This is a genomic window from Streptomyces roseus (assembly GCF_001044425.1).
In the GTDB taxonomy this organism is placed as follows: domain Bacteria; phylum Actinomycetota; class Actinomycetes; order Streptomycetales; family Streptomycetaceae; genus Streptomyces; species Streptomyces roseus.
Genome location: NZ_LFML01000111.1, coordinates 90,555 through 107,421, shown reverse-complemented (window position 1 = coordinate 107,421; position 16,867 = coordinate 90,555). Strand labels below are relative to the sequence as shown.

General features: G+C 72.6%; 15 protein-coding genes. 12 read left to right on the top strand and 3 right to left on the bottom strand.

Features of this window, described 5'->3' with window-relative positions:
• From ACS04_RS25785 to ACS04_RS25740, 10 genes are all read left to right on the top strand, one after another.
• Positions 1-1,133: resuscitation-promoting factor (locus ACS04_RS25785; RefSeq protein ID WP_048479151.1), on the top strand; the 1,133-nt coding region annotated here is incomplete at its 5' end.
• A gap of 104 nt (positions 1,134-1,237) precedes the next feature.
• On the top strand, positions 1,238-2,077 hold the full coding sequence (gene rsmA / locus ACS04_RS25780; RefSeq protein WP_048479166.1) for a 16S rRNA (adenine(1518)-N(6)/adenine(1519)-N(6))-dimethyltransferase RsmA: 840 nt from the start codon (positions 1,238-1,240) through the stop codon (positions 2,075-2,077).
• 20 nt (positions 2,078-2,097) lie between these two features.
• Positions 2,098-2,988 carry a 4-(cytidine 5'-diphospho)-2-C-methyl-D-erythritol kinase gene (locus tag ACS04_RS25775; RefSeq protein ID WP_209441777.1) on the top strand — a complete coding sequence of 297 codons (891 nt, stop codon included), beginning with the start codon at positions 2,098-2,100 and terminating at the stop codon, positions 2,986-2,988.
• A gap of 85 nt (positions 2,989-3,073) precedes the next feature.
• Positions 3,074-4,405, top strand: a complete 1,332-nt coding sequence (locus ACS04_RS25770; RefSeq protein WP_048479149.1) for an acyltransferase family protein — start codon at positions 3,074-3,076, stop codon at positions 4,403-4,405.
• Between the two features lie 27 nt (positions 4,406-4,432).
• The gene (locus tag ACS04_RS25765) at positions 4,433-6,229 is read left to right on the top strand and encodes an ABC-F family ATP-binding cassette domain-containing protein (protein ID WP_048479148.1); all 1,797 of its coding nucleotides are present in this window, start codon (positions 4,433-4,435) and stop codon (positions 6,227-6,229) included.
• Positions 6,230-6,384: 155 nt separating this feature from the next.
• The gene (locus ACS04_RS25760) at positions 6,385-8,049 is read left to right on the top strand and encodes an outer membrane protein assembly factor BamB family protein (protein WP_048479147.1); all 1,665 of its coding nucleotides are present in this window, start codon (positions 6,385-6,387) and stop codon (positions 8,047-8,049) included.
• 47 nt (positions 8,050-8,096) lie between these two features.
• Positions 8,097-9,875: an outer membrane protein assembly factor BamB family protein gene (locus ACS04_RS25755; RefSeq protein WP_048479146.1), complete on the top strand. Its 1,779-nt coding sequence runs from the start codon at positions 8,097-8,099 to the stop codon at positions 9,873-9,875.
• A 143-nt stretch (positions 9,876-10,018) separates the two neighbouring features.
• Entirely contained in the window at positions 10,019-10,717 is a 699-nt protein-coding gene (locus ACS04_RS25750) for a response regulator transcription factor (RefSeq protein ID WP_048479145.1), read from the top strand.
• 77 nt (positions 10,718-10,794) lie between these two features.
• Positions 10,795-11,742 (top strand): UDP-glucose 4-epimerase GalE, encoded by a 948-nt coding sequence (gene galE / locus ACS04_RS25745; protein WP_048479144.1) that lies wholly within the window; start codon positions 10,795-10,797, stop codon positions 11,740-11,742.
• Between the two features lie 509 nt (positions 11,743-12,251).
• Positions 12,252-13,016 carry a response regulator transcription factor gene (locus tag ACS04_RS25740; RefSeq protein WP_048479143.1) on the top strand — a complete coding sequence of 255 codons (765 nt, stop codon included), beginning with the start codon at positions 12,252-12,254 and terminating at the stop codon, positions 13,014-13,016.
• Here the strand turns inward: ACS04_RS25740 and ACS04_RS25735 are convergent.
• Positions 12,975-13,472, bottom strand: a complete 498-nt coding sequence (locus ACS04_RS25735; protein ID WP_048479142.1) for a MarR family winged helix-turn-helix transcriptional regulator — start codon at positions 13,470-13,472, stop codon at positions 12,975-12,977. The two genes, ACS04_RS25740 and ACS04_RS25735, sit on opposite strands and share 42 nt — an antisense overlap.
• 175 nt (positions 13,473-13,647) lie before the next feature.
• Here ACS04_RS25735 and ACS04_RS25730 point away from each other — a divergent pair, with 175 nt between their 5' ends.
• Complete coding sequence (locus tag ACS04_RS25730) at positions 13,648-14,505, top strand: trans-aconitate 2-methyltransferase (protein ID WP_048479141.1); 858 nt, start codon at positions 13,648-13,650, stop codon at positions 14,503-14,505.
• A 5-nt stretch (positions 14,506-14,510) separates the two neighbouring features.
• Positions 14,511-14,894, top strand: coding sequence for a VOC family protein (locus tag ACS04_RS25725; protein WP_048479140.1), 384 nt, complete (start codon positions 14,511-14,513; stop codon positions 14,892-14,894).
• A gap of 79 nt (positions 14,895-14,973) precedes the next feature.
• Here ACS04_RS25725 and ACS04_RS25720 read toward each other — a convergent pair whose 3' ends face one another.
• Both ACS04_RS25720 and ACS04_RS25715 read right to left on the bottom strand, forming a co-directional pair.
• A complete protein-coding gene (locus tag ACS04_RS25720; protein ID WP_158977500.1) occupies positions 14,974-15,645 on the bottom strand; it encodes a TetR/AcrR family transcriptional regulator in 672 nt (223 codons plus the stop codon).
• The gene (locus ACS04_RS25715) at positions 15,645-16,631 is read right to left on the bottom strand and encodes an acyl-CoA desaturase (RefSeq protein WP_209441776.1); all 987 of its coding nucleotides are present in this window, start codon (positions 16,629-16,631) and stop codon (positions 15,645-15,647) included. The genes ACS04_RS25720 and ACS04_RS25715 overlap by 1 nt, the downstream gene beginning before the upstream one ends.
• Between the last annotated feature and the right edge of the window lie 236 nt (positions 16,632-16,867).

Genomic DNA, 16,867 nt, shown 5'->3' with positions numbered 1-16,867 from the left:
GCCGCAGGCGCCGCGGCGCCGTCGCCGGCGCCGCCGCGGGCCCGGGCACCTGGCGGCGGATCGTCCCGCAGGCCCTCGTCGTCGCCTTCCTGGCCGGCGGCACCACGGCCTTCGTCGCCGCCGACAAGTCCGTACGGCTCACCGTCGACGGCGAGCCCCGCACCCTGCACACCTTCGCCGACGACGTCGACGAGCTCCTCGACGCCGAGGGCCTCGGCGTCGGCCCCCACGACCTCGTCGCCCCCGCGCGCACCGAGGCCCTCGGCGACGGCGACGAGGTCGTCGTCCGCCACGGCCGCCCCGTGCGCCTGACCCTCGACGGGCAGAGCCGCCAGGTGTGGACCACCGCGGACACCGTCGAGGGGGCCCTGCGCCAGCTCGGCATCCGCGTCGAGGGCGCCTACCTCTCCGCCCCGCGCACCGCCGCCGTGCCGCGGGCCGGCCTCACCCTCGCCGTCCGCACCGAACGCAGCGTCACCTTCATGGCGGACGGCCGCGAAAGCACCATCCGCACCAACGCCGCCACCGTCCAGGAAGCCCTCGGCCAGGCCGGGATCACCCTCCAGGGCCAGGACACCACCTCCGTCCCGCCCGCCTCCTTCCCCCGCGACGGCCAGACCGTCACCGTGCTCCGCATCACCGGCACCCGCGAGGTCCGCGAGGAGCGCATCCCGTACGCGACCGAGAAGACCGAGGACGACTCCCTGTTCGCCGGCACCGAGGTCGTCGAGCGGGCGGGCCGGCCCGGCGCGCGCCGGGTCACGTACGTCCTGCGCACCGTCAACGGGGTGCGGCAAAAGCCCCGCAAGGTCGCCGAGGAGACCGTCCGCGATCCCGTCACCCAGCTCGTCAAGGTCGGCACGCGGCCGCTGCCGACCTCCGTCGCCGGGGCCGACGGCCTCGACTGGGGGGCGCTGGCCCAGTGCGAGTCCGGCGGCCGCCCCTCCGCCACCGACGCCTCGGGCACCTACGGCGGCCTCTACCAGTTCGACGTCCGCACCTGGCAGAGCCTCGGCGGTTCCGGCCGCCCCCAGGACGCCCCGGGCCCGGAACAGACGTTCCGGGCGAAGAAGCTCTACGTACAAAGGGGCGCGACCCCGTGGCCGCACTGCGGCCGTAGGCTTTACGGGTGAGCACCGCAGAGCAGCAGCCCGAGAGCACGACCGGCAGCACGACCGGCAGTACGGCCGCCGGCACGGCCGGCACCACCTCCGACGCCCTCCTCGGGCCGGCGGACATCCGCGAGCTGGCCGCCGTACTCGGCGTCCGGCCGACGAAGCAGAAGGGCCAGAACTTCGTCATCGACGCCAACACGGTGCGCCGCATCGTGCGCACCGCCGAGGTGCGGCCCGACGACGTCGTCGTCGAGGTCGGGCCGGGGCTGGGCTCGCTGACGCTCGCGCTGCTGGAGGCCGCCGACCGGGTCACCGCCGTCGAGATCGACGACGTCCTGGCCGCCGCGCTGCCCGCCACCATCGAGGCGCGGATGCCGCAGCGCAAGGACCGCTTCGCGCTGGTGCACTCCGACGCGATGCTGGTCGAGGAGCTGCCCGGTCCGGCGCCGACCGCGCTCGTCGCGAACCTGCCCTACAACGTGGCCGTGCCGGTGCTGCTGACCATGCTGGACCGGTTCCCGAGCATCGAGCGCACGCTGGTGATGGTGCAGGCGGAGGTCGCCGACCGGCTGGCGGCCAAGCCGGGCAACAAGGTCTACGGGGTGCCCTCGGTCAAGGCGAACTGGTACGCGGACGTGAAGCGGGCCGGATCCATCGGCCGCAACGTGTTCTGGCCCGCGCCGAACGTGGACTCGGGCCTGGTCTCGCTGGTGCGGCGCTCCGAACCGATCAAGACGAGCGCCACGAAGGCCGAGGTCTTCGCCGTCGTGGACGCCGCCTTCGCCCAGCGCCGCAAGACGCTGCGGGCCGCCCTGTCCGGCTGGGCCGGCTCGGCGGCGGGCGCCGAACAGGCGCTGGTCGCCGCCGGGGTGTCCCCGCAGGCGCGCGGCGAGTCGCTGACGGTGGAGGAGTTCGCGGCGATCGCCGAGCACAAGCCGGCGGCGCAGAGGCCCGCGCTGTGAGCCCCCGTACGCACAAGAGCGTGACCGTACGGGTCCCTGCGAAGGTCAACGTGCAGCTGGCGGTGGGGGCGGCCCGGGCCGACGGCTTCCACGACCTGGCCAACGTCTTCCTCGCCGTGTCCCTCTACGACGAGGTGACGGTCACCCCGGCCGAGACCCTGACCGTCACCTGCTCCGGACCGGACGCCGACCAGGTCCCGCTGGACCGTACGAACCTGGCGGCGCGGGCGGCCGAGATCCTCGCCGCCCGCAACGGCCGCTCCGACGCCGTCCACCTGCACATCGCGAAGAACATCCCCGTCGCCGGCGGCATGGCGGGCGGCAGCGCCGACGGCGCCGGCGCGCTGCTGGCCTGCGACGCCCTGTGGGGCCTGGGCACGCCGCGCGCCCAGCTGCTGGAGATCTGCGCGGAACTCGGCAGCGACGTGCCGTTCAGCCTGGTCGGCGGGGCGGCACTGGGCACCGGGCGCGGCGAGCTCCTGACCCCGGTCGAGGCCGGCACCTTCCACTGGGTGTTCGCCGTGGCCGACGGCGGACTGTCGACGCCCGCGGTGTTCCGCGAGTTCGACCGCCTCGCCGAAGGCCGGAGCATCCCCGTCCCGCAGGCCGCGCCGGCGCTGCTCACCGCCCTCGCCTCGGGCGACGCGGACGCCCTCGCCGCGACCTTGGCCAACGACCTCCAGCCGGCGGCGCTGTCGCTGCGCCCGCAGCTGGCCGCGACCCTGGAGGCGGGCACCTCGGCCGGCGCCCTGGCCACGCTGGTCTCCGGCTCCGGCCCCACGACGGCCTTCCTGGTCCGCGACCCGGAATCCGCCCTCAAGGTCGCCGCCGCCCTCGAAGCGTCCGGCACCTGCCGCACGACCCGGACCGCCACCAGCCCGGCCCCGGGGGCCACGGTCCTGCCGTCCTGAGGCGCCCCCGTACGCGGGGGTACCCAGAGCGAAGTGAGTACCAGCGCTCTGTTCCCGCCCGGCCCCCGGGCGGGAACGTGCACCCATGGGATACGCCGCGCACACCGCCAAGGACCTCGCCGAGGCCACCCCCGGGAGCCGGGACCGCTACGTCGACCTGCTGCGGGTCGCCTCGCTGGGGACCGTGCTGCTCGGACACTGGCTGATGGCCGCCGTCAGCAGTGACGGCATAGGGAACCTGCTCGCCCTCGTCCCCGCGCTCCAAGTGCTCACCTGGGGCCTGCAGATCATGCCGGTGTTCTTCTTCGTCGGCGGGTTCTCGCACGCCCTGTCCTACCGGTCCCTGGCCCGGCGGGCCGAGGGGCGGCCCGTCTACGCCGCCTTCCTGCGGGCCCGGCTCCGGCGACTGCTGCGGCCCACGATCGTCTTCGTCCTCGTCTGGACCGCCGGGGCGCTCGCCGTCCAGCTCGCCGGCGCCGGGGAGGGCAAGCTGACCGGGGCCGCCCTGCGGCTGGTCACCCAGCCGCTCTGGTTCATCGGGATCTACCTCGCCGCGGTCGCCTTCACCCCGCCCCTGCTGACGCTCCACCGGCGCTGGGGCTGGGGGGCCTTCGCCGCGCCGGCCGCGGCCGCCGCCGCCGTGGACGTCCTGCGCTTCGCGCTCGGCGTCCCGTACGTGGAGTTCCTGAACTTCGCCTTCGTCTGGCTCGCCGTCCACCAGCTCGGCTTCCTGCGCGCCGACGGGCGGATCACCCGCCCCGCACTGCTCGCCGCCGCGGGGCTGGCCGGCGCCGTCCTGCTCGTCGCCTGCGGCCCGTACCCGCTGTCCATGGTCGGGATGCCGGGCGAGAAGGTGTCCAACATGGCCCCGCCCACCCTCGCGCTGCTGGCCCACGGGACATGGCTCGTCGGAGCCGTGGAACTGCTCCGCGGGCCCGCCGCCGCGCTGCTCGCCCGGCCCCGGGTCTGGCGCCCGGTGGTCGCCGCCAACGGGATCGCCATGACCGCCTTCCTCTGGCACCTCACCGCCATGCTCGCCGTGTACGCCGCCCAGCTCGGCCTCGGCCTGCGCCTGCCCGAGCCGGCCACCGCCGCCTGGTGGGCGCAGGTCCCCGTACGGCTGCTCGCCGCCACCGCGCTGACCGGCGTACTCGTCGCCGTCTTCCGCCGCTTCGAGGCCCCCGGCCGCGGCCGCGCCGAGCCCGGATCGGGGCCCCGCGCCGCCCTGGGGACCACCCTGTGCCTGCTCGGGATCCTCGGCCTGTCCATGACCGGGCTCGGCGGACTGCTGGAGGGCCACAGCGCCACCCTCATCGCCCTTCCGGTGACCGCGCCCGCCGCCATCGGCATGGCTCTGGGGGGCTGGCTCCTGGTGGAGCGTTCGGCATCCGCTCGGAGGGTTAGGCTGAGGGGCTGATCCACACCCTTCCCTGGAGCGCGTCTGATGGCCGTCAATCTGGTCAATGTCGAGGCAGTCGGCAAGGTGTACGGAACCCGTGCCCTGCTCGACGGCATCTCCCTCGGCGTGTCCGAGGGAGACCGGATCGGTGTCGTGGGCCGCAACGGCGACGGCAAGACCACCCTCATCCGCATGCTCGCCAAGCTGGAGGAGCCCGACACCGGCCGGGTCACCCAGAGCGGCGGCCTGCGCATGGGCGTCCTCACCCAGCACGACTCCCTCGACCCCGCGGCGACCATCCGCCACGAGATCATCCGGGACATGGCCGACCACGAGTGGGCCGGCAACTCCAAGATCCGCGACGTGCTCACCGGGCTCTTCGGCGGCCTCGACCTCCCCGGCTTCGGCCAGGGCCTCGACACCGTCATCGGCCCGCTCTCCGGCGGCGAGCGCCGCCGCATCGCGCTCGCCAAGCTGCTCATCGCCGACCAGGACCTCCTCGTCCTCGACGAGCCCACCAACCACCTCGACGTCGAGGGCATCTCCTGGCTGGCCCGGCACCTCCAGGAGCGCCGCTCGGCGCTCGTCTGCGTCACCCACGACCGCTGGTTCCTCGACCAGGTCTGCACCCGCATGTGGGACGTCCAGCGCGGCTCCGTCTACGAGTACGAGGGCGGCTACAGCGACTACGTCTTCGCCCGCGCCGAGCGCGAGCGCATCGCCGCCACCGAGGAGACCAAGCGGCAGAACCTGATGCGCAAGGAGCTGGCCTGGCTGCGCCGCGGCGCCCCCGCCCGCACATCCAAGCCGCGCTACCGCATCGAGGCCGCCAACGAGCTCATCGCCGACGTGCCGCCGCCGCGCGACAAGTCCGAGCTGATGCGCTTCGCCAACGCCCGCCTGGGCAAGACCGTGTTCGACCTGGAGAACGTCAGCGTCCAGGCCGGATCGAAGGTCCTGCTCAAGCACCTCACCTGGCACCTCGGTCCCGGCGACCGCATCGGCCTCGTCGGCGTCAACGGCGCGGGCAAGACCTCGCTGCTGCGGGCGCTCGCGGAGGCGGCCCGTACGCAGGGCGACGTCCAGCCGGTCGCCGGGACGGTCACCGTCGGCAAGACGGTCAAGCTGGCGTACCTCTCCCAGGAGGTCGGCGAACTGGACCCGTCCCTGCGGGTCCTGGAGGCCGTCCAGCGCGTGCGCGACCGCGTCGACCTCGGCAAGGGCCGCGAGATGACGGCAGGTCAGCTGTGCGAGCAGTTCGGCTTCACCAAGGAGAAGCAGTGGACGCCCGTCGGCGACCTCTCGGGCGGTGAGCGGCGCCGGCTGCAGATCCTGCGCCTGCTGATGGACGAGCCCAACGTGCTCTTCCTCGACGAGCCCACCAACGACCTCGACATCGAGACCCTCACCCAGCTGGAGGACCTCCTCGACGGCTGGCCCGGCTCGATGATCGTCATCTCCCACGACCGGTTCTTCATCGAGCGCACCACCGACACGGTGATGGCGCTGCTGGGCGACGCGAGCCTGCGGATGCTGCCGCGCGGCCTGGACGAGTACCTGGAGCGCCGGCAGAAGATGATCGAGGCGGCCGCCCCGGCGCCCGCCCCGGCCGCCGCCAAGTCCTCCGCCTCCGGCGACTCCCGCGCGGCGAAGAAGGAACTCCAGAAGATCGAGCGGCAGCTCAACAAGATGTCGGACCGCGAGAGCAACCTGCACGCGCAGATCGCCGAGAACGCCACCGACTTCGACAAGGTCGCCAAGCTCGACGCCGAGCTGCGCGAACTCATCTCGGAGCGCGACGAATTGGAGATGCGCTGGCTGGAGCTGGCCGAGGAGGCCTAGATTCCGCCGGCGGCACGCGTCGCCCGACCCGATAACGGCGTTGTCACGGGCCGGTCCTCCCTTGGGAACAGGGGTCGGACCGGCCCGTTGTAAAAGCGCCGTCAGTGATAGAAAGGTCATCTCCCCACGCCACCCGAAGCCGAAGGTACGCGCTGATGACCGAGCCGCCCCAGCCGCCGAACCAGCCGCCCACGCCTTCCGGTTACGGTCACCTGCCCGGCCCGCCGCAGCCCGGTTACGGGTACCCGCAGCAGGGCGACAACCCGTACGCGCAGCAGCCGCCCACGCAGCCCATGCAGCAGCCCGTGCCGCCGTCCGGGCCCCAGCAGGGCTACTTCCCGCCGCCCCCCGGCATGCCCACCGCGGGCATGCCCACCGCCGGCATGTACCCGGCCGGGGGCGCGCCTCAGCCGCCGAAGAAGAAGACCGCCGTCATCGTCGCCGCGGCCGTCGCCGGGGTGCTCGTGCTCGGCACCGGCGGCTACTTCGCCTTCCTGAGCGGCGACGGCGACCCGAAGCAGCCCGTCGCGCAGGGCTCCACGCCCGCCGACGCCAAGGCCTCCGCCACCGTGGACAACGGCGACGGCAGCGGCAACGGGAGCGAGCCGACCGAGGACCTCAACGCCGGCCGCAAGCAGGGCGAGGACAAGACCCTCTGGCTCAAGACCGCCAAGATCGACGGTCCCGGCCTCGGCGTCGACTCCGCCGGCCAGTGGATCGTCGGCGGCACCGTCGTCAAGAGCGTCTGGAAGAACCTCACCGCCTACGGGATCGCCGACGGCAAGGAGAAGTGGACCCTCGCCTTCCCCACGCCCGTCTGCTCCGTCACCAAGCAGACCACCGCCGAGGGCAAGACCGTCGTCATGTTCAAGGACGGCGACGGCGACTCCGCCACCTGCAACCAGATGAAGCAGGTCGACCTCAAGACGGGCAAGGAAGGCTGGACGAAGGAGGTCCCCAAGGAGGGCCTCTTCGACATCATGACCAGCCCCAGCCTGGGCATCACCGGCGACACCGTCGCCGTCAGCCGCAGCGGCACCGCCAGCGCCTTCAAGGTCAGCACCGGCGACAAGCTGTTCGGCAGCGCCACCGCCGAGGGCTGCAAGCCCGACGCGTACGTGGCGGACAAGGGCAAGATGATCGCCCTCGCGACCTGCTACGACGACGACCTCACCGGCGAGGTCTCCGACGCCGACCCGGTCACCGGCAAGAAGACCTGGACCTTCAGGCTGCCCGCCAAGTACAAGGTCGGCGCCGTCTACTCGCTCGACCCGCTCGTCCTCGACATCGGCAACCAGGACAAGAAGGAACGCGCCATCGTGGTCCTCGGACCCGACGGGAAGCAGCGCGCCACCGTGAGCGGCGAGGGCAGCTTCGCCACCGAGTGCGCCAACGGCCTCTTCCGCTCCGTCGAGATCTGCGCCACCACCGCCGTGGACGCGGGCACCCTCTACATGCCGACCGTCGCCGCGCCCGGCAAGGCCAACGAGATCGTCGCCTTCGACCTGGGCACCGGCAAGGCCAAATGGCGCACCCCCGCCGGGGACGGCCGCACCATCGTCCCGCTGAGCGCCGCGAACGGGCAGCTCATCGCCTACCGCAAGGCCACCTCCGACCAGGGCGGCGAGGTCCTGTCGATCCCGGCCGCCGGCGGCACGCCCACCGCGCTGCTGCGCAACCCGTCGGGGACCTCCGCTCCGATCGAGAGCTCCTTCTTCACCCCGGTCGTCGACTACGCGGACGGCAGGCTCTTCGTCTCCCAGTCCCGTCTTCTCGCCAAGGGCACCGCCGAGAAGCTCCTGATGGTCTTCGGCAAATGACGCGCATCGAGTCCACCGAGCCGCCCACCGAGAGGCAGTAGCAAGCGATGAGTACCCCGCCGCCACCCCACCAGCCGCCCGCCGGGGGCTTCGGCGCGCCGCAGGAGCCCGCACCCGGCGGCTTCGGCGCCCCGCAGCCGTCGCCCGCGCCGCAGGGCGCCCCGCAGCCGCCGCCCATGCCGCCGGCCCCGCCGCAGCAGCCGCCCGTACCGCCGGCTCCGCCGACCGCACCCGCCGCGCCGGGCGCGGCGCCGCAGGAGCAGCCGGCGTACGGCTATCCCCAGCAGGGGTACGGCTACCCCCAGCCGCCCGCCGGGGCCGGAGCCCCGCCGTCCTACGGCGCGCCCACGGCCCCGATGTACGCGGCCCGGCCCCCGGCAGGCCCGGGCGGCGGCAACGACAAGCGCACCCAGCAGATGATCGTCGGCGCGGCCCTGCTGGCCATCGTCCTGATCATCGCGGGCGGCTTCTGGTACGTCTCCGGCGACGACGGCGGCGGCGGCAAGCAGCCCACCGCGAACGGCACCACCGGCGGCGACAAGCCGGCCTCCGGCACCCCCGGTTCGGAGAAGGTGCCCGCCAACACCAAGTCGAAGCCGCTGTTCAACCAGCCCAACCCGACCCCGGAAGAGGTCGTCACGGTCGCGGGCTCCTGGATCACCGACACCACCTACATCAAGTCGGACGTGGCGAAGGTCGTCGGCTACAACACCGTCGACGGCGGCAAGAAGTGGGAGATCCCCCTCCCCGGCGAACTCTGCGCCGCCACCAAGCACGTCAGCGACAACAAGACGGCCGTCCTCTTCCGGCCCACCAAGCCCACGCCCGACAACAAGTACCCCGCGTGCACCGAGGTCGGCGTCATCGACCTGAACGCCGGAAAGCTCCTGTGGTCCGGCAACGCCAAGGGCGCCACCACCGGCGACAAGCCCGCCTCCTACTACGAGGTCACCATCAGCGGCCAGACCGTCGCCGCGGGCGGCACCAGCGGAGGCGCCGCCTGGAACCTGGCCGACGGCAAGTCCCTGTGGACGCCCAAGGTCGACGGCGAGGGCTGCTACGACAGCGGATACGCCGGCGGCGAGGCCCTCGGCGTGATCCGCAAGTGCGGCAGCGGCGACAACCAGACCCTGTACGCGCAGACGCTCGATCCGGCCACCGGCGCCCAGCTGTCCTCGTACAAGCTCTCCCCGGGCATCCAGTGGGCGTCCATCGTCTCCACCAAGCCCCTCATCGTCGGCGCCGACGTCGGCAAGACCGCCAAGAACGCCTCCGGCGTCAGCGACCTCTTCGTCGTCGACCCCAAGGGCGAGCTGAAGGCGCGCATCTCGCTCGCCTCCGGCACCTTCGGCGGCAAGTGCGGTGGCACCGAGGTCGAGAAGTGCGCCGGCTTCGTCGTCGGAAACGGCAAGATCTACCTGCCCTCGATCGAGCACCAGGGCTCGGCGGAGGTCGGCCGCACCAACGAGCTGCTCTCCTTCGACCTGGAGACCGGCAAGCAGACCACCGACCGCGCCGACGCGGGTGAGCGGTACACCCTGTTCCCGCTCCGCATGGACGGGCCGAACATCATCGCGTACAAGGAGCCCCCGTACGACAAGGGCGGCCAGGTCGTCAGCATCGACGGTGCGACGATGAAGGAGACCGTCCTCATGGAGAACCCGGCGGAGAAGGCCAGCCGCACCGCCGAGACCGGCTTCTCGCCCGACTACTCCGAGTACCGCTACCACAACGGCAAGCTCTTCATCTCCCGGACGACGGCCCGCAAGCCGTACTCCGACAAGGGTGACCCCGAGTACCTGTTCGTCTCCTTCACCGCCAGCTGATACCCGGCCGATCGCAGCCGCACGGCGCAGCGGGCAGGAGCCCCCGGAAGGTCCGCCTTCCGGGGGCTTCTGCGCGGTATCCGCCGCGCACCGTCGAACAAGCGTGTAGCTTGCCGGGTCAGAAGGGCGGGGGTGGGTGCGCGATGGGCGTACGGGTCATGGTGCTCGACGAACACCGGCTGCTGGCCGAGGCGCTGGCCTCGGCCCTCAAACTGCGCGGGCACCGGGTGCTGGCCGCGGCCGCCCCGGCCGCGGGCGCCGCCGAGCTGGTCATCAGCCGGGCGCCGGAGGTCTGCCTGCTGGGCACCGCGACCCCCGCCGAACCGGGGGTCTTCGAGCCGGTCGTCCGCATCAAGCGGGAACGGCCGCAGATCGCCGTCGTCGTCCTCGGCCCGGTGCCGAGCCCCCGCGGGATCGCGGCCGCCTTCGCCGCCGGCGCCTCGGGGTACGTACGCCACGACGAGCGGATCGAAGGGGTGGAGCGGGCACTGGCCAAGGCCCGGGCGGGGGAGGTGGCGATCTCCCCGCAGCTGCTCCAGGGCGCCTTCGCGGAGCTCCTCAACCCCGCCGCCCAGCCCGATGACGAGGGCAGCCGGCTGCTGCGGCTGCTGACTCCGCGCGAGGTGGAGGTGCTGGTCCGGGTCGCCGACGGCGAGGACACCCGGCTCATCGCGGCGGGCATGGAAATCGCGCCGAGCACCGCCCGTACGCACGTGCAGCGCGTGCTGATGAAGCTGGGCGTGGGCTCCCGGCTGGAGGCGGCCGCGCTGGCCGCCCGTACCGGGCTGCTGGACCGGGCGGGACTGCCGCCGGCGGCCGCCGATTTCCCCGGAGGCCCGTAATCCGGTAAGCCAGTGACCGGCACGTGCACGCGCCCGCGTGCATTTCCCCGCGAGAAGGCAGTGGACGAGTGAAATACATGGTCACCGGCGGCGCCGGATACGTCGGCAGCGTCGTGGCGGCGCACCTCCTGGAGGCCGGGCACGAGGTCACCGTCCTCGACGACCTGTCCACCGGCTTCCGCGAGGGCGTCCCGGCGGGCGCCGCCTTCGTCGAGGGCCGGATCCAGGACGCCGAGCGCCACCTGGACCCCTCCTACGACGCGGTGCTGCACTTCGCGGCGTCCTCGCAGGTCGGCGAGTCCGTAGCCAACCCGGGCAAGTACTGGGAGAACAACGTCGGCGGCACGCTCGCCCTGCTGGCCGCGATGCGCGGCCACGGCGTGCGCAAGCTGGTGTTCTCCTCCACGGCCGCCACCTACGGCGAGCCCACCGAAGGCCTGCTCACCGAGGACTCGGTCACCAAGCCGACCAACCCCTACGGCGCCACCAAGCTGGCCGTGGACCACATGATCACCGGGGAGTGCGCGGCGCACGGCGTCGCGGCGGTCTCGCTGCGCTACTTCAACGTGGCCGGCGCGTACGGGGAGTTCGGCGAGCGGCACGACCCCGAGACCCACCTGATCCCGCTGGTGCTCCAGGTCGCCCTGGGCGAGCGGGAGTCGATCTCGGTGTTCGGCGAGGACTACCCGACCCCGGACGGCACCTGCGTCCGCGACTACATCCACGTCGCCGACCTGGCCGAGGCCCACCTGGCCGCCCTGGAGGCCGCCACCGCGGGCGAGCACCTCATCTGCAACCTCGGCAACGGCAACGGCTTCTCGGTCCGCGAGGTCGTCGAGACGGTCCGCAAGGTCACGGGCGCCGAGATCCCGGAGGTCGTCGCCCCGCGCCGGGCCGGAGACCCGGCGGTGCTCGTCGCCTCGGCGCGCGCGGCCCACGAGCGGCTCGGGTGGACCCCGTCCCGCTCGGACCTCACCGGCATCATCACGGACGCCTGGAACTTCACCCGCAAGCACCGTTCCTGACCCACCCGCCGCCCCGGCCTCACCCGCGCCCCCCGCACCCGACCGTGCGGGGGGCGCGGTGCGTACGGCGCACTGCGGGCATCGGCGTGCGCGGGGAGCGCGCGGGCGCGGGCCGCGCCGGGTGAGGGCGCGGTGCGCGGGCGCCCGGCGTGCACACGCCGGGTGAAATGCCCTCCGTGCAACTGCCCGTGGCACGGGCCGTGCGGAAACCGTCCTCCTGACCGCCCACGTGGTCGAATTCAAGCCAGCGCAAACCTGGTTCACGCCTGCCCAGCCGGAAAATCCCTCGAAAAACTTCTGCTATTCGGCCAACCGCGAGCGGTACCCCGTTCTACGCTGATGCGTGACACCGGTGGGGGCCGGTGTTGATTCAGGGGTCGAGACACGCCGGGTACGGCGTCCGCTCCGGGGTAGTGCAGAGATGTCTCGGCGGCGGCCGCGGCAGCTGCGGACCACCCGGTCCGGGCGCCGTACCCGCAGTCGTCCGTTCCCCGACCCTTGGGGGTTTTGTGGTTCGCATCCGGGTTCTCGTGGTGGACGATCACCGCATCTTCGCCGAATCGCTCGCAGCCGCGCTCGCGGCCGAGCCCGACGTGGACGTGTCCGCGGCCGGCAGCGGTCCCGCCGCGCTGCGCTGCCTCGAACGCGCGGTGGCCGAGGGCCGCCGCTTCGACGTCCTGCTCGTCGACGCCGATCTCGGCGCCGCCGCCGGGGCCGTGCCCGCGCAGCGCGAATCGGGCTCCGGGTCTCCGCCCGGCGCCGACGGGATCGCGCTCGTCGCCGGGGTGCGGGTGTCCCATCCCGGGGTCCGCACCGTGGTGCTCGCCGAGCGCGACGATCCGCGCCGGGCGGCGCTCGCCCTCCAGGCGGGGGCCTCCGGCTGGGTGGCGAAGGACTGCTCGCTCTCGCGGCTGCTGGCCGTCATCCGCGGGGTCCTGCGCGAGGAGACCCACCTGCCGCCCGCGCTGCTCACCGGGGTCCTGCGGGAGCTGACCGCTGCGCGCAAGCACCGTACGGACAGCGAACGGCTCGTGGAGTCCCTCACGCCGCGCGAGCACGAGGTGCTGCGCTGCATGGTGGCGGGGCTGGGCCGCAAGGACGTGGCGGCGCGGCTGTTCCTGTCCCCGCACACCGTCCGCACGCACATGCAGAACGTGCTGGGCAAGCTCGGGGTGCACTCCACGCTCGCCGCGGTGGCCCTGGCCCGGCGGGCGGGGGTGCGGCCGGCGGACCTAGCCGGGGATGTTGTCGAACGGAGCGGTCAACTGGCGTAGGAGTCCGGCGAGATCGCCGCGCTGGGCCTGGGAGAGCTGGGCGAGGATCGCCCTCTCCTGGGCCAGCAGGCCCGCCAGGGCCTCGTCGGCGCGGTCGCGTCCCTCCGGGGTGAGGCGTACGAGCACCCCCCGCCGGTCGCTGGGGTCGGGCAGCCGCTCCACGAGGCCCTTCTTGGCGAGCCGGTCGATGCGGTTGGTCATGGTGCCCGAGGTGACCAGGGTCTGGGTCAGGAGCTGGCCGGGGGAGAGCTGGTAGGGCGCGCCGGCGCGGCGCAGCGACGTCAGGACGTCGAACTCCCAGGGCTCCAGACCGTGCTCGGAGAAGGCGAGCCTGCGGGCGCGGTCGAGGTGCCGGGCGAGCCTGCTGACGCGGCTCAGCACTTCGAGCGGTTCCACGTCGAGGTCAGGGCGTTCCCGCCGCCATGCCGCGACCAATCGGTCGACCTCGTCCTCCATGCCGATCAGTGTAAGGGGTCTGTCGACGTGAAGTCTCTTCAAATCGAGGATCTCGGACATGGATATCTCCATACCGTGAATCTTGACGTCGAGATATATTTTGGGCGACGATGGGCATGGAGGGGGCCGGAACCGCTTCCGCTTCCGCACGCCCCACCCGTAGGGAGGCTCGAACATGCATTCCGATACCGCATCGGCCAGGATCCCCGCACCCGCCACCCCGTCCGCGCCCACCTGGGACCCCCAGCAGTACCTCCGGCACGCCGGACACCGAACCCGCCCCTTCCTCGACCTCCTGAACCGGATACCCGAACTCCCCACCCGGCCCGCCCGCATCGCCGACCTCGGCTGCGGCCCCGGCAACGTCACGGCGCTCCTCGCCGAACGCTGGCCCGAAGCCCACATCACCGGCTTCGACCTCTCACCGGACATGCTCCGCCGCGCCGACGAGGAGTACGCGGGGCAGACCCCCGGCGGCGGCAGCCTCGAATTCCGCCACGGCGACCTCGCGCACTGGCTCCCCGAGGAGCCCTACGACCTGATCGTCTCCAACGCGGCCCTCCAATGGGTCCCCAGCCACCCGGGCTCCTTCCCCGCCTGGATCAACGGACTGCGCCCCGGCGGCACCTTCGCCTTCCAGATCCCCGCCAACTTCACCGCCCCCAGCCACGCGCTGCTCGCCCGGCTCTGCGACGCCCCGCGCTGGCGCAGCCGCCTCGCCGGCCACGGCGCCCGCTACATCCACCTCCTCGAACCCGGCGATTACCTGGACCGGTTCGTCGAGCTGGGCTGCACCGCCGACACCTGGGACACCACCTACCACCAGCTGCTCACCGGCACCGACCCGGTGCTCGACTGGGTCAAGGGCACCGCCCTCAGGCCCGTGCTGACCGCCCTGGGGGACGACCGGACGGCGGTGGAGGCCTTCCTCGCCGAATACCGCGACCTGCTGCGCGAGGCCTACCCGCCCGGCCCGCGCGGCACCGTCTTCCCCTTCCGCCGCATCTTCGCCGTCGCCCGCAAGGAGCTCTGACCGCCGTGCTGAGCGCAGTCGACCACGTCCAACTCGCGGCGCCGCCGGGCTCGGAGGACCGGCTCCGCGCGTACTACACCCACGTACTCGGCATGACCGAGATCCCCAAGCCGCCCGTCCTCGCCGCCCGCGGCGGCTGCTGGTTCGCCGCCGGGTCCGTACAGCTGCACCTGGGCGTCGAGGAGGACTTCCGGCCCGCCCGCAAGGCGCACCCCGGGCTGCGGGTCACGGGGATCGAGGCGTACGCGGACAGACTCGCGCAGCGCGGCGCCGACGTCGTCTGGGACGAGAACCTGCCGGGACACCGCCGCTTCTACTCCGAAGACCCCGTGGGCAACCGCCTGGAGTTCCTCGAACCGCTGGCCCGCGCGCCCGACGCGACGGTGTGAGCGACGGCGCCCCGCCACCGGAGATCCGGTGACGGGGCGCCGTCGCGGGGAGCGTTCGCGCGGTGCGTGGCCCCGCGGCTCAGCTCCTGCGGTGGCCGACCAGCCGCGGCTTCGACTCCAGCCCGTCCAGCCCGTGCCAGGCCAGGTTCACCAGATGCGCCGCGACCTCCGCCTTCTTCGGCTTGCGCACGTCCAGCCACCACTGCCCGGTCAGCGCGACCATCCCGACCAGCGCCTGCGCGTACAGCGGTGCCAGCTTCGGGTCGAACCCGCGCGCCTTGAACTCCAGCCCCAGGATGTCCTCGACCTGCGTGGCGATGTCGCTGATCAGCGAGGCGAACGTACCCGTCGACTGGGCGACCGGAGAGTCCCGGACCAGGATGCGGAAACCGTCCGTGTACGACTCGATGTAGTCGAGCAGCGCGAACGCCGCCTGCTCCAGCAGCTCCCGCGGGTGCCCGGCCGTCAGCGCGCCCGTCACCCCGTCCAGCAGCTGGCGCATCTCCCGGTCCACGACCACCGCGTACAGGCCCTCCTTGCCCCCGAAGTGCTCGTACACCACCGGCTTGGAGACCCCGGCCTTCGCCGCGATCTCCTCCACAGAGGTGCCCTCGAAGCCCTTCTCCGCGAAGAGGGTGCGGCCGATGTCCAGCAGTTGCTGACGCCGTTCGGCGCCCGTCATCCGAACCCGGCGGCCACGCCGGGGCTTGTCACCGCTGGAACTGCTGCCGTCGATCGCCACGTCCCCCATCATGCCGCGTTCGACGCGTTTTCCCTGCGCCGGGCATCCACGCGGTCCTTGGACGGCCAGCGCACGTCCGTGGCCCAGCCCGCCAGCTCGAACCAGCGGATCAGACGGGCACTGGAGTCGACCTGGCCGCGCAACACACCGTGCCGGGCCGAGGTCGGGTCCGCGTGGTGCAGGTTGTGCCAGGACTCCCCGCACGAGAGCACCGCCAGCCACCACACGTTGCCCGAGCGGTCCCGCGACCGGAACGGACGCTTGCCCACCGCGTGGCAGATCGAGTTGATCGACCACGTCACGTGGTGCAGCAGCGCGACCCGCACCAGCGAGCCCCAGAAGAACGCCGTGAACGCACCCCACCACGACATCGTCACCAGACCGCCCACCAGCGGCGGGATCGCCAGCGACACGATCGTCCACAGGACGAAGTCACGCGAGATCCGCCGGAGCGCCGGGTCCTTGATCAGGTCCGGGGCGTACTTCTGCTGATTGGTCTGCTCCTCGTCGAACAGCCACCCGATGTGCGCCCACCACAACCCCTTCATCAGGGCCGGAACGGTCTCCCCGAACCGCCACGGCGAATGCGGATCGCCGTCGTGATCGGAGAACTTGTGGTGCTTGCGGTGGTCCGCCACCCAGCGCACCAGCGGACCCTCCACCGCCATCGAACCCATCACGGCCAGCGCGATCCGCAGCGGGCGCTTCGCCTTGAAGGAGCCGTGCGTGAAGTACCGGTGGAAGCCGATGGTGATCCCGTGGCAGGCCAGGAAGTACATGAACACCATCAGGCCGAGATCCAGCCAGCTCACCCCCCAGCCCCACACCAGCGGGACCGCCGCCAGCAGGGCCAGGAAGGGAACGACGATGAACAACAGCAGGGCGATCTGTTCGACGGACCGCTTGTTCTCGCCCCCGAGGGTCGCGGAGGGCGCGGGGGTATCGGAATCGGAGGCTGCCGAGGCGTCCTCGATCAGCTCGGGACTGGTGGTCATGAGGGTCCCCTGGGGGGTGAGTAATCGGTGGGGCGCCCGGGGCGCCCATCCAGGCTACGGATCCGTAACCTACGGCAACGTAAGTATGGCAAAACCGGAGCCCGGGGCAAGGGGAGCACGGCCGGGCCCGAGGCGCTCTCGAGGGCGCTCGCAGCAGGCCGCGCGCCGCCTGGTGAGACGTTTGGCGAGGCACGAGGCCCGGACACCTATCCTGGTGTCGTCGGACAGCGCGGTCC

What these genes read in the sequence shown, in the direction of transcription:
- ACS04_RS25770 (WP_048479149.1), top strand. Translation starts at nt 3,074, where the DNA reads ATGGGATACGCCGCGCACACCGCCAAGGACCTCGCCGAGGCCACCCCC.
- ACS04_RS25765 (WP_048479148.1), top strand. Translation starts at nt 4,433, where the DNA reads ATGGCCGTCAATCTGGTCAATGTCGAGGCAGTCGGCAAGGTGTACGGA.
- ACS04_RS25760 (WP_048479147.1), top strand. Translation starts at nt 6,385, where the DNA reads ATGACCGAGCCGCCCCAGCCGCCGAACCAGCCGCCCACGCCTTCCGGT.
- ACS04_RS25755 (WP_048479146.1), top strand. Translation starts at nt 8,097, where the DNA reads ATGAGTACCCCGCCGCCACCCCACCAGCCGCCCGCCGGGGGCTTCGGC.
- ACS04_RS25750 (WP_048479145.1), top strand. Translation starts at nt 10,019, where the DNA reads ATGGGCGTACGGGTCATGGTGCTCGACGAACACCGGCTGCTGGCCGAG.
- galE (WP_048479144.1), top strand. Translation starts at nt 10,795, where the DNA reads ATGGTCACCGGCGGCGCCGGATACGTCGGCAGCGTCGTGGCGGCGCAC.
- ACS04_RS25735 (WP_048479142.1), bottom strand. Translation starts at nt 13,472, where the DNA reads ATGGAGGACGAGGTCGACCGATTGGTCGCGGCATGGCGGCGGGAACGC.
- ACS04_RS25730 (WP_048479141.1), top strand. Translation starts at nt 13,648, where the DNA reads ATGCATTCCGATACCGCATCGGCCAGGATCCCCGCACCCGCCACCCCG.
- ACS04_RS25720 (WP_158977500.1), bottom strand. Translation starts at nt 15,645, where the DNA reads ATGGGGGACGTGGCGATCGACGGCAGCAGTTCCAGCGGTGACAAGCCC.
- ACS04_RS25715 (WP_209441776.1), bottom strand. Translation starts at nt 16,631, where the DNA reads ATGACCACCAGTCCCGAGCTGATCGAGGACGCCTCGGCAGCCTCCGAT.